At 36.3% G+C, this 14,843-nt stretch carries 12 protein-coding genes; 10 read left to right on the top strand and 2 right to left on the bottom strand.

Annotated elements, in window-relative coordinates:
- Positions 1-50 precede the first annotated feature (50 nt).
- Entirely contained in the window at positions 51-1,082 is a 1,032-nt protein-coding gene (locus tag ABE34_RS16055) for a DUF418 domain-containing protein (protein WP_197143492.1), read from the top strand.
- Between the two features lie 51 nt (positions 1,083-1,133).
- Positions 1,134-2,516, top strand: a complete 1,383-nt coding sequence (locus ABE34_RS16060) for an alpha/beta hydrolase family protein (RefSeq protein WP_197143493.1) — start codon at positions 1,134-1,136, stop codon at positions 2,514-2,516.
- Between the two features lie 314 nt (positions 2,517-2,830).
- On the opposite strand, the gene ABE34_RS16065 is transcribed toward ABE34_RS16060, so the two are convergent.
- Positions 2,831-3,415, bottom strand: coding sequence for a TetR/AcrR family transcriptional regulator (locus tag ABE34_RS16065; protein WP_197143494.1), 585 nt, complete (start codon positions 3,413-3,415; stop codon positions 2,831-2,833).
- 501 nt (positions 3,416-3,916) lie between these two features.
- Between ABE34_RS16065 and ABE34_RS16070 the strand changes: the two genes are divergently transcribed.
- From ABE34_RS16070 to ABE34_RS16100, 7 genes are all read left to right on the top strand, one after another.
- Positions 3,917-4,138, top strand: coding sequence for a transcriptional regulator (locus ABE34_RS16070; protein WP_197143495.1), 222 nt, complete (start codon positions 3,917-3,919; stop codon positions 4,136-4,138).
- The gene (locus ABE34_RS16075; RefSeq protein ID WP_197143496.1) at positions 4,135-5,394 is read left to right on the top strand and encodes a DNA polymerase thumb domain-containing protein; all 1,260 of its coding nucleotides are present in this window, start codon (positions 4,135-4,137) and stop codon (positions 5,392-5,394) included. Before ABE34_RS16070 ends, ABE34_RS16075 begins: the two co-directional genes overlap by 4 nt.
- 13 nt (positions 5,395-5,407) lie before the next feature.
- Positions 5,408-5,740, top strand: coding sequence for a YolD-like family protein (locus ABE34_RS16080; RefSeq protein WP_197143497.1), 333 nt, complete (start codon positions 5,408-5,410; stop codon positions 5,738-5,740).
- Positions 5,733-6,083: an aconitate hydratase gene (locus ABE34_RS16085; protein WP_197143523.1), complete on the top strand. Its 351-nt coding sequence runs from the start codon at positions 5,733-5,735 to the stop codon at positions 6,081-6,083. The genes ABE34_RS16080 and ABE34_RS16085 overlap by 8 nt, the downstream gene beginning before the upstream one ends.
- A 165-nt stretch (positions 6,084-6,248) precedes the next feature.
- The gene (locus ABE34_RS16090) at positions 6,249-6,701 is read left to right on the top strand and encodes a VOC family protein (RefSeq protein WP_197143498.1); all 453 of its coding nucleotides are present in this window, start codon (positions 6,249-6,251) and stop codon (positions 6,699-6,701) included.
- A gap of 531 nt (positions 6,702-7,232) precedes the next feature.
- The gene (locus tag ABE34_RS16095) at positions 7,233-10,955 is read left to right on the top strand and encodes a S8 family serine peptidase (RefSeq protein ID WP_197143499.1); all 3,723 of its coding nucleotides are present in this window, start codon (positions 7,233-7,235) and stop codon (positions 10,953-10,955) included.
- 214 nt (positions 10,956-11,169) lie between these two features.
- Positions 11,170-11,568: a VOC family protein gene (locus ABE34_RS16100; protein ID WP_197143500.1), complete on the top strand. Its 399-nt coding sequence runs from the start codon at positions 11,170-11,172 to the stop codon at positions 11,566-11,568.
- Positions 11,569-12,088: 520 nt separating this feature from the next.
- On the opposite strand, the gene ABE34_RS16105 is transcribed toward ABE34_RS16100, so the two are convergent.
- The gene (locus tag ABE34_RS16105; RefSeq protein ID WP_197143501.1) at positions 12,089-13,384 is read right to left on the bottom strand and encodes a S8 family peptidase; all 1,296 of its coding nucleotides are present in this window, start codon (positions 13,382-13,384) and stop codon (positions 12,089-12,091) included.
- A 135-nt stretch (positions 13,385-13,519) separates the two neighbouring features.
- Between ABE34_RS16105 and ABE34_RS16110 the strand changes: the two genes are divergently transcribed.
- A complete protein-coding gene (locus tag ABE34_RS16110; RefSeq protein WP_241747233.1) occupies positions 13,520-14,740 on the top strand; it encodes a helix-turn-helix domain-containing protein in 1,221 nt (406 codons plus the stop codon).
- Positions 14,741-14,843: the final 103 nt, after the last annotated feature.

Raw genomic sequence — 14,843 nt, forward strand, 5'->3', positions numbered from 1 at the left:
GGTTATCTACTAATAATGCTATAAAATATATTTATATTAGGAGTCTTGGAATGAATAAATTAAATTCTTATACAAGAATAGATACTATGGATTATTTACGAGGATTTGCCTTGTTGGGGGTACTTCTTGTGAATAGTTATCAGGTAATGGGTTATTTGTCTAATACTAATGAGTTACACCAAGTATTATATGATATATTTAACAGAAAATTTTATCCTATTTTATTCTTTTTATTTGGATTCGGGTGTTATCTTTTTATGAATCGATCCAAACAAAAAGTAAACAATAGATACCTTTCGTTTTTACGCAGAATCTCTTTTTTATTTGTACTAGGGCTTATCCATACATTTTATGCACCACCAGGAATTAATGATGTATTAATGTTTTATGCTGTACTTGGCTTGTTTATTATAATATTTTCCAAAAGAAATAAATGGACTAACTTAATAGTAACGATTACGCTAATAGCCTTATCTATAGTTACAGCTTTTTCTCAACCGTATTATGGTGAGAGAATAGTATGGCTAGAATTACTATCCGTCATAAGTAAGTGGCTTTCATTTATGATGCTAGGTTTTACGATGGGGCAATTTAAATTTTTTGAAAATGTCTATGGAAAATTAAAGTATATTTCGATTTTTTTAATCGTTAATATTTGTACTTATGTATCTTTATTTTATGTAAGGGGATCAGGATTATTTAACATTCCCCCTTCAGGAATTGAAATGCTAGAAGATTATAGTGTTACCTTTATGATGACTAGCATTCTTCTTATTATTTTACAATGGGACAAGGCAAAAGTGATATTAACACCATTAAAGTTCTATGGACAAATGTCTTTAACAAATTATCTTGCACAAAGTGTTTTACTCATTGTGTTTAGTATCATAATTGGTTTTACACCTATTAATTCATTAATGGTGTGCTTCATAATCCACGCTATTTTAATTACTTTTAGTATTGTTTGGTTAAGGTATTTTAAAATGGGACCAGTTGAATGGATATTAAGATATTTTACATATTGGAGTAAAATTCCGAATAAGAAGAAATCTGTTTTTAGAAACGATTTAGAAAGTGTTTAAATGTTTAATCACTATATTTAGAAGTAAAATGCATTCTAAGGAGACAGGCCAATGAATTTCTGGGAAGTTGTTTTGATAGTTGTAAATTTTAGTCTATTAAGTTGGATACTATTAGTAGGAAGGGAAACAAAAAAGTGGTCTAAATTCGCATCTTTAGTTGCTATTGGAATGGTTATAATCCAGCTATTGGTAGAAGATTTTAGATGGCAGATGATTCCAGCTTATTTAACCCCAGTTATCTTGATTATATGCTATTTATTAGCTGAACGGAAAAAGGGGTTCAGAAACAGGAGTATATTCATTGTTAAGTCTTTGTTGTTGTTTATCTATATTTCTGTAGCAGTTACGTTACCCTTACTAATGCCAGTATTTTCATTTGAAGAACCAACTGGCCCACATATGGTCGGTACGAAACTATATCATTGGGTCGATGATCAGAGAAGTGAACCATATTCAAAAAATCCAACCGACCGACGTGAACTGATGGTGCAAATTTGGTATCCTGCAGCTGAAAAAAGCAATGGGAATCGAGAACCTTATATTGGGAACATGACAGAGCTTGCTAACGGACTGGAAAAAGCATTGTCCATTCCTGCATTTGCATTCAGCCACCTGGGCTTGGTAAAATCGCATTCGTTTAAGGATGTACAACTATCAGACTCAGAGAATCATTATCCGATACTAGTTTTCTCCCATGGTTTAAGTGGTTTTCGTAATCAAAACACGTTTGAAGTTGAGGAGTTGGCTAGTCAAGGATATATTGTTCTAGGTATCGATCATACATTTGATGCTGCAGCTACCGTCTTCCCAGATGGTCGAACTGCTTACGTACAGTCCGACAATTTAACTGATTTTGACGAACGCGATCGCCACATCAAATTATGGAAAGAAGATGTCACTTTTGTACTTGACCAGTTAGAGAAGCTTAATCAAAACGATGAGACCGGCTTCTTTACAGGAAAGCTTGATACCTCGCGTATTGGAATGTTTGGGCACTCTTACGGCGGGGCTACCGCAGCGCAAATACTTGCAGAAGACTCTCGTGTCAAAGCAGCTATTGATATGGATGGTACATTGTATGGGAAAGTATTACCTGAAAGTGGGATTGGAAAACCATTTCTGCTCATGAGTGCAGACATAAATGAAGATTCTGATGAAGATGCCTATAAAGACAAGGCTCGCAGTGAACGTGGGTTAGCTGGCGGTGGTATGTCAATGGTCATTCCCCATACGGATCATACAAGCTTTACTGATTTTCATTTGTTCTCCCCTCTGTTGCGGAGCCCAGGTGAAAATCCAAAGGAAGTTCATCGCATTATCAACGAATTCAGCCTAGCCTTTTTTGACCAGTATATAAAACAGAAGGACGACGGCTCAACGCTTAAAAGGCTGAAGACCAAATACCCGGAAGTGAATTTTAAAGTAAACCGATAACTTTATGCAGAAACTAACTTCATCTGTTGAAGAAGCTGGAAAATCATTTGGAAGTATTCCCTAATCCATTTAGGGTGTAGTATCTCATAGTTTCTGTGACCTCAGAAGAAATGTTCGCATTTTCAGAGGAGATTACAACAGGTGTAATGGAAAAACGACTAAGGCTGCAAAGGCAACAGAAAGTGTTGTAGCGTACGATGGTGCAACAATCAAGGTAGCCTTGAAAAATCTATTTCAAAGTTTGAGTAAAATTCTACCATTATGTAATTTTGCTATCGATTATCTTTTTGAGGATGGGATTAGAAGAACACTTTTCAATGTTCTTTGTAAATCCCATTCCAATAAATGTTCCAAACTTGCTCGGCGCGCCTTCTAAATTTTTCTTCCGTATAAAAAAGTAATTCCAAAAAGAGTCCATCCATCAAACAATTAAACGAGGCTATTAAGTCATCAACCGGTTGATCCTTTATTATGCCTTGCTCTATTCCTTCAGAAAAGATTGTTTCAAGCACCTCAAAAAGCATTTCTTCCATCTCATTAAAAATGTTTTTCACTTTATCATTTAAAGTTGGAGGAAGGTAAAAAGCTAATTTTGTATATGCTGCTGTTTTTTCAGGTTGACTTAAATAGTAAGTACAAAGTTCTTTCACTATTTGGTAGAGCTTTTCTTTAGCCGATCCATTTTTTAAATTGGCAATTGACCGTTTTATGTGAAGGTAATACTCTTCGAGCAGATCTTTATATACAGCCATAAACAGGTCCTCTTTGTTTTTAAAAAAGGCATATATCGATGGTGTTTTAATGCCAACCTCTTTAGCAATACTAGAAAGAGTTGCCTGATCGTAGCCTTTTTCAGCCAATTGTTTATAAGCAACTTCTTTAATCCTATTTTTTGTCATAAATATCACTTCTAACTTATTTTTTATTGGGCAAAAACTTATTATAAAAATACTCCTCTAACTATAATACAAAATATTTGAGTAAAACAAAAATAAAAATCAGGAATATTGTTAAGCAATAAGCTAGGTGTTTTCTCACTGGCACAGATAGAATATCGATACCAGATGGCTGCTTAGTATTTTTTACAGCTATTTACTTAACAGGGATAAGTCCAGCGCTCATTTGAGTACCTGGCCTTTTTTTTATTTCCAAAAATTTAATCTTGCCAAGAAGCAAACGTTTGTTCTAATATGTATACAAACAAGTGTTCTTACGTATGATAGGTAAAGGGGAAAATCATTGTGTCAATAATAAATAACTGTAGTAGGAGATGTTTTTGGATATAAAAGGTTTAAAAGTCCGGATGCGATTTAATTTAGGTAAATCGGTAGAAATTGAAAGTATAGATATAGTGATTAGCCAATTTTAAAAAAAATGCGAGAGGTAAGGAGGAAACTACGATGAGAGAGCAACTGATTAAAGCTATGCAGCGCAAACAATTAGTGAACATGATGTATGTAGCAAAAGATGGTTCCATAACAAAAAGGCGTGTAAAAATCATTAAAATTGTTGGTGATTCATTTCAAGCATTTTGTTTTACAAGACATGCAAAACGTACTTTTTTGATCAGTAACGTTCTAGCCGTTATTCCTTTTGCTAGTGGGGGACGTGAAGTTGTATGAATTATGAGAGTATGCCCAATAGACCTATTATGTGTATCGATATGAAATGCTTTTACGCCAGTATCGTAGCGATGTTACATGGGCTAGATATTTTAAAAACTCCAGTTGCAGTAGTAGCAAATTTTGACCAGCCAGGTAGCGTAGTGCTTGCTGCATCCCCCTTGATGAAAGAAAAATTTAGTATCAAAACTGGTAGTCGTCGTTATGAAATCCCTCAACATACTGACATTAGATTGTTTGAGCCTAAAATGAGTTTCTTTATTCAAATGTCGATGACGATTACAAAATTAATCTCTAATTACGTCCCGGTTGATGCTATACATGTGTATAGTGTAGACGAAAGTTTTGTTGATTTAACCGGCACTGAAAAGCTTTGGGGTTCACCTGAAGAAACGGCTAAGGAAATACAAAAGGCTATTTTTGACCAATTTAATATACCTAGTGCAGTAGGTATGGGACCAAATATGTTAATAGCCAAATTAGCTTTAGACCTTGAAGCAAAGAAAACAGGCTTTGCTAGATGGACTTATGAGGATATTCCAAAGAAATTATGGCCTGTACGACCTCTATCGGAAATGTGGGGCATAGGAAAACGAATGGAAGCAAATCTAAATGCTATGGGAATACAAACAGTTGGTGGTTTGGCTAATACAGATCTAAAAGAATTAGAAAAGCGCTTTGGTGTAATGGGCAATCAACTCTATTACCATGCATGGGGAATAGATCTATCCAAATTAGGGGAGCCGTTAATAACAAACGGAGCTTTAAGTTTTGGGAAGGGACAAATGCTGATGAGGGATTACCATACACGGAAAGAAATCTCTGTGGTGCTCCTTGAAATGTGTGAGGACGTAATGAAGCGAACGCGGGATGCAGGTTATGTGGGCCGTACAATTAGTATTGGTCTTTCTTATAGTCGAAACGCCATGACCAAAGGGTTCCATCGGTCTAAAACAATTGCAGTGCCGACAAGTGAAACTCTTGTGATGTATAAAACTTGTCTTGAATTGCTGGATGAACACTTTGCAGGGGAGCCAGCTCGTCAATTATCTGTCCGAATAACGAACCTTGAAAGAGAGCATAGTATCCAATTAGATTTATTTGACGAACGCAAACCACAGCGACAAATTATAGGACCTACTATGGATGCCATACGCAATCGGTTTGGAGCAACATCAATATTAAGAGCAGTTTCTTTCACGAAAGCTGGTACAGCTATTAATCGAGATCGCTTAGTTGGTGGTCATTTGGCATAGGAGTGATTTATTAATGATACAAGACAGAGGTAGTATTAAATGGGCATCGATGATGTTGCCGGAGCATTTGGAGCTTCTTAGAGAGTATAAACAAGAGTGCACAGAACAGCCAAGAGAATTGACTGAATGGGAGCTGGAAGAACTACAGAAAACAATTGATCAAGCTTTTAATCAGCAATTGGACATAAAATTAGAAGTGTGGAAGGACTACAAAATTACACAATGGACGGGAATAATTAAATCGATGAATACTAATGAACTCATACTTGAAACACTACTTAAAACGAAAAGTATTCCAATCCAAAGTATTCAATCAGCCCAACTGGATGCTGATTATTATGATTAAAGCCGATGAAAGACAGTTACTTCATAAGTATCTTTTGTTAGAGTTAGCCGTTAAATCATTACAGGTTGACTATTGTAAATTAGAGCAGTTTAAAATGAAAACGGTATTTCTTCCAATGATGGATTCATTGCTAAAGGATTTAAGACAAGAATATTTTAGCCTAAAACGAGAACTTGCACAGCAACGTATACGAGTAGTAGGCTGGCAGCCAGTAGATGAATACTTTAGTGACGTGCAAGTTGCCAATGCAGGTAATGATGTAGTACTCCGTTATGCTAATCAAGCTCTGAAGTCACAGGTGGAAAAATTGTTGGCTAATCATATACGAGTAGCTTTAGAATAAAGATTTTTTCCTTCAACCTTTATTTATCAGCAAACGCAAAAACAATCCATCTCGAAAAAAGATTGATCAAATATACTGTAACAAGGTGTTTTTTGTTTGGAAGGCATTTGTAATTTTTCAATAGAAGATCAGATAATAAATTTTAACACATAAGGAGATAAGACTATGGCAGAAAACAAATTACTAAGAATGGACAATGTCGGCATCGTTGTAGAATCCCTTGATGATGCAATCTCTTTTTTCGAAGAGATTGGCTTGAGCCTTGAAGGGCGAGCCACTGTCGAAGGGGAATGGGCTGGTCGCGTAACTGGATTGGGTTCTCAGTGTGTAGAGATTGCTATGATGGTTACTCCAGATGGTCACAGTCGACTTGAACTTTCGCGATTTCTCAGCCCATCTACTATATCAGATCACCGGACTGCCCCTGTAAATGCCCTCGGTTATCTACGCGTCATGTTCGCCGTTGAAGACATTGACGAAATGGTATCCAGACTCACTAAGCATGGTGCTCAGCTCGTTGGCGAAGTGGTTCAGTACGAGGACTCGTATCGGCTCTGCTACATTCGTGGAATCGAAGGGATTCTAATCGGTTTGGCGGAACAACTCGGTAACAAATAAGTAAGTGGCGTTTTATACGACCTTATTGTCACATCTACAAGTTCTTATTCGGCAATTGTATCAAAAATTAAACAACTTTATTTTACACCGTCCGCAAATGTGGACGGTGTTATACGTTTCTCAGCTTCAAAATTAATTGTCATTACTTATTCAACGAAAGCTCCCAGTAACCGTCTACTATACATAAGAAAAAAAGAGCTGCATATTCCGATCCCCCTCCAATCACTCCTCTTACTGTTCTCCTAATCTTCTATAAGAAACTACACCACCGACTATACCTACAACTGCTGCCTTGATAAGATTAATTGAAAAAATTAATGAATTTTGTAGGTCATTTCTCATTTGAGGTCTGCTTTTTTATTAAATTACTAGGAATATAGATTTAATTTATATTTGATAAACTAATGCAAAATATCAATATTTTAAAATGTTTAAATATTTCGATATCCGTATTAGTTTATTTGTGATAAATTGGAAATATCACACTAAACTGAAAAGTGTGACAATTAAAGGTGGAAGGGGAAATAAGATTTGAAAAAGTTTAAGTTTACGAAGTTCTTAAGTAGTATTCTAGCTTTCGTTATGGTGCTTTATCTATTGGTTCCATTGTCGAGTGTTAGTGCTGAAGAATCGAAACCATTCAAGCAAGATGGTCAAAGTGAAAGTATAATGCAACTAAAAGCGGCTATCGCTGAACAGCTAAGCTTGTCCAAAGATGGTCCAACTCTTCACGAAAGCTTACAAAATGTATCAGGCAATCAAAAAGTTGCAGTCATCGTTCATTTATCTGAAAAGCCTGTGGCACTAGAGCAAGGAATGAGCGAAGTCAAGGGCGAAGAATTCTCGAAAGCCCAAGCAAATGAAGTTCGTTCAAATGTAAAAGAACAACAAGCAGAAGTTAAAGAAGAGTTAGCTGCTAAAAATGTTCAGATGACTCAAGGATACTCATTTGATACAGTTTTAAACGGTTTTGCAGCAACTGTGAAAGCAAATGATCTTCCGAAACTGCTTACAGTAGAAGGAATTACATTAATCGAACCTGATGCAATTGTTTCCGCATCAGAAGATAATACGATGAAACCATCGGAACTTATTAAGGAAGATCAATTAGAAGCTCAAATGAATACAAGTAATTCTTTCCTAGGTATCGAACAGCTTTGGAAGGAAGGACTTGAAGGACAAGGAATAAAAGTAGCGGTATTAGATACTGGTATTGATGTAGATCACCCTGAATTTGCTGGAGTTTATAAAGGTGGGAAAAATTTCATTCCGAATTCAGCAACTTACACGAAGCCTCGAGCAGATGACGATGCATCGGAAACATCGCCTTCGGAGCGTCCAGCCGGGACACCTGAATTTAATGAAAAGGGAAGCGCGTTCTATACTTCTCACGGTACACATGTTGCTGGAACAATTGCAGCAATCGGAGCTAACAAATTCGGTATTAAAGGAATTGCTCCAAAAGTAGACCTTTATGCTTACCGTGTTCTTGGGGCATACGGAAGTGGAGCTACATCTGGTATTGTTAAAGCAATTGAAACTGCTGTAAAAGAAAAAATGGACGTTATCAACCTTTCACTTGGCGGGGGAGCTAACTCTGAAACGGATGCTGGTTCATTTGCTATTAATAATGCAATGATGGCTGGAACAATCGGGGTAGTTGCAACAGGAAACGAAGGTCCAAATCGTGGAACAATGGGTACACCTGCAACTGCTCGATTAGGAATTGCTGTTGGTAACACAACAAATCCTGAAACAATGTATAACGGGGAAGTAAATGTTACAGTGGGCAACTATAAATTAACAAAACAACTTCCATTAATGGGAACGACTTTTGGGAAAGATTTAGCAACACAGCTTCAAGGCGAATTTGATCTAGTTGCAGTTCCTGGAAACGGGGAAGTAAAAGACTTTGAAGGAATTGATGTAAAAGGTAAAGTGGCATTGATTTCTCGTGGTAGTATCGCATTCGTTGATAAAATTGCGAATGCAAAGGCAAAAGGGGCAGTCGCAACAATTATTCATAACTTTGCTGGTGGAACGAATGCACCGAACATTTCAGGCACATTCCTTGGTGATTCATTTGAGTTCCTGCCAACATTTGATATGTCCCAAACGGATGGGGCTGCAATTCGCGCTGCATTAGCAGGCGGAGCTGGAAAAGTAAGCTTTAGTAAATTTGCTTCCACAAAGACACTGGGAGATGATGTAAACGATTCAAGTTCACGTGGACCATCTACACCAAACTTTGATATTAAACCAGATGTAAGTGCGCCTGGAACAAACATTATGTCAACGATTCCAAAGTATAAAAAAGATTTCCCTAATGCAGATTATGGGGAGGCATATGGTCGTAAAACAGGAACTTCTATGGCAACACCGCATATTGCAGGTATTGCTGCATTAGTTAAACAAGCAAATCCTGATTGGAACGCGTTCGATGTAAAAGTGGCGCTTTCTAATACAGCAAAGGTTATAGATAAAACAAAATACGATGTGTTTTCTCAGGGTGCAGGGCGTGTAGATCCTTATGCAGCAGCTCATCCGGAAATTCTTGCTTATGCAATTGATAGCGCAATTTTAGATGGAACTGGTGTAGTTACAGAAAACTTGAAAGGTACAGTTACTTTCGGTCCACAATCACTTAAAGACCAAGATATTTCTGTAACGAAACAAGTTTTAGTAAAAGATATTAAAGGGAACGGCGGCAATTATAACGTATCAATTGATGTAACAAAAACATTTGGTGATGCAACTGTTACAGTAGATCAGCCGACATTTAATCTAGATGGTGAGCAAGTTTTAAATATTACATTAACTGCTTCACAAGCTACGGCACCAAACGGCTCTGAAATACTAGGGTATATTTACATCAGCGGTGGAGATACAGAAATTTCATTGCCATTCGCAGCTGACCTTGGCGGCGCGGCAGCAACTGCAATTAAAGATTTTAAGATTACAGAAACAGATCTATCCTTTAACGGAGATGGAGTGAAAGACTCAGCTGTACTTTCATTCACATTAACTGGAGATGTAACAACTAACTATATCGAGCTTTGGGATATTATGAATCCTGAAGGTGGAGAATACGGAGACGGCTACATTGGTTATCTACATGCAGGTACTGCGCTAGGGAAAGGCTCTTATACGCTGAATATTGGTGGGCAGTACAAACCATGGGGAACAGCACCTGCCACAAAGATTCCAGATGGTCTGTATACAATTGACTTCACTGGTCTTGCAGCATCAGGAGTAGTTTCCGATTATGTTGGACCAATTATCGTGAAAACGACTAAACCAGAAATTACTGGTTCAGTAGCTAAAGGTGTCGCTACAGGACAGGTAACAGATAAGTATATCGACTACAATGAAGAGTTATATTTATACGGTTTAGATTACAATTTAAATGATAAATTAAAAGCTTCCTATGTTTCGACGGTGAATGGCAAAGTACAAGCGCCAGTTGCTTTTGAATTAAATCAAGACGGTAGCTTCACATTCCCAGTAACAGCAGAAACAAATGCTGTATCAGTAATAATTAAAGATGCTGCCGGAAATGTTGGTGAAGCGAAAATATATGAAAAAGAAGTAGTAGAACCAGTAGTAACACTTTCTGTAAATCCAACTAAGCTAGACCTAACAGCTGGAGAAACTGCACAAATTACGGTAACAGAAACGACAACGCCTGCAGAAGGTACTGCAACAGAGGAAGACGTAACTTCAAAAGCTACTTATGTTGTTGGAAATGAAAACGTTGCAACAATAGTCAATGGATTAGTAACTGCAGTAGGTGAGGGCACGACTCCAATTACTATTTCATACGGTGATAAAGAAGTTACTTTAAATGTTACAGTTAAAGCACCTGTTATAGAAAAACCAATAGTAACACTAGAAATTGATCAAGCTCAGGTTGAAACTAGAATAGGTAAAGAAGTTCCAGTTAAGATTACTGAAGTAACTACTTTTGATGGTAAAACAACAGAAAAAGATGTTACAAAGTTTGCAACCTACGAAGTAGCGAATGATAAAATAGCTACTGTAAAAGAAGGAGCTGTAAAAGGAAAAGGTCAGGGTAATACAACGATTACGGTAACGTATGGTGAGAACACACTAACATTTGATGTGTTGGTTGTAAAGCCAGGGAATGACAACGGAAATGGAAACGGAAATGGCAACGGCAATGGAAACGGAAATGGCAATGGAAACGGAAATGGTAATAAAAATAATAATGAAGTTACCGAGGAAGAGTTATAATTAATTTCAGTTCAGCAAAAAGAGAAATTGCACAGCGCAATTTCTCTTTTTGGTATATATTATAAAGCATCCCTTTAAAAAGATGATCTCCTACTAAAATCAACATCATTAAAGCCTCCGTACGCAATTATGCCGAGGTCTAATTGATTTGATTAAAGGGTTTTTAATCAAATGTATTGAAAGAATATACATACCATAATCTGGAGGGGATAAAATGATTTTTGAAATGACTACTCAAGTACGAGTATCAAATATCGAAGAAGGGCATAAGTGGTATGAAACACTGTTAAATAAGAAACCGGATTTCATACCACACGATGGTTTTGTAGAGTGGGAACTTATACCTGGTTGTTGGTTACAAGTAGCAGAGGGGAATCTTACTGAAGGAAACGGTCCTTTACGTTTAGGTGTTACAAATATCGAAGTTGAAAGAGAAAGACTTATAAAAGAACTTAACATTGATAACTTTGAAATTTACTCAAGACCAGAAGTTTCAGCTAAATGGGGAACATTTACGGACCCTTGGGGAAATCGTCTTGGATTTTTTGAATACATGGATAAGACTGAAGAACAAGCACGGATAAAAGCTATTATGGGAAAAGCAGGAGTTTAGGTATGTATTAACGGTCGTTATACGTCAATTGTTTATAAATCAAGTGAAAAAATATTTTTTCTTCATCACGAAGTGGTGGAAACCGTTGATACATCAATGTTTATAGGGGGAGATTAGTTAAAGAAGGTAGTTTTCAAGTGAATGGTGAATTGTTAAAATATAACATATTACAAAATGAGGAAGCTGTAATGGTAAGGTTGGAGGTGATTTTTATGAAGAAGGTATTATCGGACTATGTATAGTTGTAACTGGATTTATCCTCATTATTGCACAAGATGAATTTGAAGGGAACGATACTGCAAATGGTATTGATAAAATGTTTTCTGGTCAACCTGTTCACCCCTACTTGTAGAAATATGTTTGAGGCTGATTGGGACTTAGATCTCGTATAACAAGCGAAGCTATAATACTACTTGGAGGTAATAGGGTTACTGGTGAATACGTTTAGAACCAAAAAAAGTAATACAAACCAAAACTATGGTTTGTATTACTAATGTTAGTATGCTTCACCTTTTGACAATTATTGAACGCGAGCAAATCCAAATCCTGAAGCGTAGTCATCACCTATAGCAGCTCCATAACCACCTTTAATATCTACTAATTTTGCTCTCGCTTGTAAGTTAGAACGTAGTTGCGTGTTAGACAATGACGGATTTTCAGCCCAAATTTTTGCTGCTAAACCAGAGACATGAGGTGTAGCCATTGATGTGCCGCTAATTGTATTATAACCGCCATTATACCATGTAGAATAAACTGATGAGCCAGGAGCTGAGATTTCAATATCACCTTCCTGAATTACATAATCTCCAGTTGTAGATGCATAACCACGTGAAGAGTAGTCAGCTACACGATAAGTCCCATTTTGTTGTACATTTTCTAAAGCTGCAACGGCGACTGCATTTGGTAATGCCCCCGGATAACCAATTGTTCCTTGCGCATAGCCTGAATTACCAGCTGCAGCAACTACTAGAACTCCTTTACTGTATGCGTAATTGACAGCACTTGAAATGAGGCTATTATTCGCTGAAGAACCTAGAGACATACTAATAATTGTTTTGGTACCAGTAGCTGATGCTTGATCTGCTGCATGTCGAATAGCAGCAGCAATATCATCTGAGTATCCAGAGCCGCTATCTGATAACACTTTGTAAGCCCAAAGATCAGCATCTGGAGCGACACCGTAAATGCCTGCTTGATCGCTTCCACCATCAGCTAAGGCCGTACCAGCAACATGTGTACCATGTCCGTTTTTGTCTGTACAGCTGTTGTTAATGGGTGTTGTCGCACCTGTAAAGTCTTTACATTGCTCTACGTTATTGACAAGGTCAGGATGAGAAGTATTTACACCCGTATCGAGTACGGCAATATTAATGTCACTTCCTCCAGTTGTAGATGTTAAAGTATCATTGTTATAAATTGCTTTAATTCCCCAAGGTATTTGTTGAGAAGCTCTTAAAGAAGTTACCGAATCCAGGGGTTCACTTTCTACCATACTATCGTCTTCCAAACCTATCGTATCTAATGTAACGATAGGAACTTTTGTAACTGTGAAATTTTTATTCTTCTGTAATGCTTCGAATTGTTTTTCATTCATATCAGTTGAAAATCCGTTCTCTGTTAATTCCCAACGAGCAGAATATTGAGTTTTTAATGTTGATTTTTCTGATTTTTTGTTTGCCTCAACATAAACACGGAATGTCTCCTGACCACCGTCGTTTCCTGAGCTATCTTCGCTATTCATCGCTGTTGCGTACACCGGATTTATTACTGATCCTGCAACCAAAAGACTTAGCAACGTACTTTTCATTTTTTTCATTCATCCCAACCCCTTTTCAAATTAAGTTATAGTACTACAATTTGAATCTACCATAATTTAGGTTTTTTGATTATTGGGAAAATTTTGATTATAATAAATGTAAAATATAGTCATTCGATACGGGAGGTTATGAAAATGAAAATAGGTTCATTAATTAAGTACTATCGTACAAAGCTAGGAATGACACAGAATTCGGTGGCGATGGGGATTTGCTCGATTCCTCATTTAAGTAAAATTGAGAATAATAATAAAGAAGCAAATAGCGAAACAATACGACTACTGCTAGAACGATTAAATATTAGTATTCACGATGTAGAGAATAACGAACAAAATATTATTTGGCTATTAAATGATTTACAAAAACATATAAATTACCTAGAGAATGAGAAAGTAGAAGAGACAATGAGCAGATTAAAAGAATATGAAGAAATAATAGGTTTTACAGAATCTATTTATTTATATGAACTTTATAAGTTACGTTATTATGTGTTTGTTAAAGAGCATAAATTAGCAGACAATCAATTAAGATGGCTAAATGCCCACCGACAAAATTTTTCCCAACATGAAAGGTATTTACATTCATATTATTATGCATTAGTTTTAATAACAAAAAGTAAATATGAGGAAGCAGCTAAAGAACTAACTCAAATACTTCAAATACATCCAGAACTAGGGTCACTAGAAGGAGAGTTTTACTACCATTTCGCTTTAATAAAAGGGCGGTTAGAAGAACCAAGCCAAGCAATTATTTATGGGAAAAAAGCTCTTCAATTCTATAAGGACCAATTTAATTTTAAAAGAATTGTTTATACATTAATGTCTCTGGCACTTAATTACTCTCGAGGAAAAGTGTTTCACGAAGCAATCGAAATCTATGAACATTTAGTGAGAAATGTGGAGCTATTACAGCAACAGCAGCTATTACCTGCTATATATCACAATTTGGGGGATTTGTACCAAATGAGAGGGGAATATGAAAATGCATTAATATACTTTGAAAAAAGCGCTTCTTTAATGTCAAAGAACTGTGATCATTATCTGCTTTGCTTATATAATTTAGGTGTTACACAATTTCGCTTAGAACAAACGGAGAAAAGTATAAAAACCTTTACTTTTCTAAAGGAAGAAGCAAAAAATAAGAGAAAATTAAGTTTTAATTTATTTGCTACTTTTTATTTATATTTGCTAGGAGAAGAAAAAGAGAAAGCAATGGATTTTTTAGAAGGGAGGTTAATTCCATTTACAGCAGATAATGAAGAATTAAAAGAAATGCACCAACAATTTTCTAATTTATTGAGAGAGTATTATCGACAAGAAAAGAAGTTTGAGAAAGCTATGCAATTTATTGAAATCTAAAGGAGAGTGTGAATATGAAGAAAAATGTTGGATTATCAATCTTAATACTGAGTGCTGCAGTAATGATTATATCTGTTCCAATTCATCCACCGGTTTTATTTTA

This window comes from Lysinibacillus sphaericus (assembly GCF_015844675.1).
Classification (GTDB): Bacteria; Bacillota; Bacilli; order Bacillales_A; family Planococcaceae; genus Lysinibacillus; species Lysinibacillus sphaericus_E.

Excerpts from the sequence above, each read along its gene's own strand:
- ABE34_RS16055 (WP_197143492.1), top strand. The coding sequence starts at position 51 with ATGAATAAATTAAATTCTTATACAAGAATAGATACTATGGATTATTTA.
- ABE34_RS16060 (WP_197143493.1), top strand. The coding sequence starts at position 1,134 with ATGAATTTCTGGGAAGTTGTTTTGATAGTTGTAAATTTTAGTCTATTA.
- ABE34_RS16065 (WP_197143494.1), bottom strand. The coding sequence starts at position 3,415 with ATGACAAAAAATAGGATTAAAGAAGTTGCTTATAAACAATTGGCTGAA.
- ABE34_RS16070 (WP_197143495.1), top strand. The coding sequence starts at position 3,917 with ATGAGAGAGCAACTGATTAAAGCTATGCAGCGCAAACAATTAGTGAAC.
- ABE34_RS16075 (WP_197143496.1), top strand. The coding sequence starts at position 4,135 with ATGAATTATGAGAGTATGCCCAATAGACCTATTATGTGTATCGATATG.
- ABE34_RS16080 (WP_197143497.1), top strand. The coding sequence starts at position 5,408 with ATGATACAAGACAGAGGTAGTATTAAATGGGCATCGATGATGTTGCCG.
- ABE34_RS16085 (WP_197143523.1), top strand. The coding sequence starts at position 5,733 with ATGATTAAAGCCGATGAAAGACAGTTACTTCATAAGTATCTTTTGTTA.
- ABE34_RS16090 (WP_197143498.1), top strand. The coding sequence starts at position 6,249 with ATGGCAGAAAACAAATTACTAAGAATGGACAATGTCGGCATCGTTGTA.
- ABE34_RS16100 (WP_197143500.1), top strand. The coding sequence starts at position 11,170 with ATGATTTTTGAAATGACTACTCAAGTACGAGTATCAAATATCGAAGAA.
- ABE34_RS16105 (WP_197143501.1), bottom strand. The coding sequence starts at position 13,384 with ATGAAAAAAATGAAAAGTACGTTGCTAAGTCTTTTGGTTGCAGGATCA.
- ABE34_RS16110 (WP_241747233.1), top strand. The coding sequence starts at position 13,520 with ATGAAAATAGGTTCATTAATTAAGTACTATCGTACAAAGCTAGGAATG.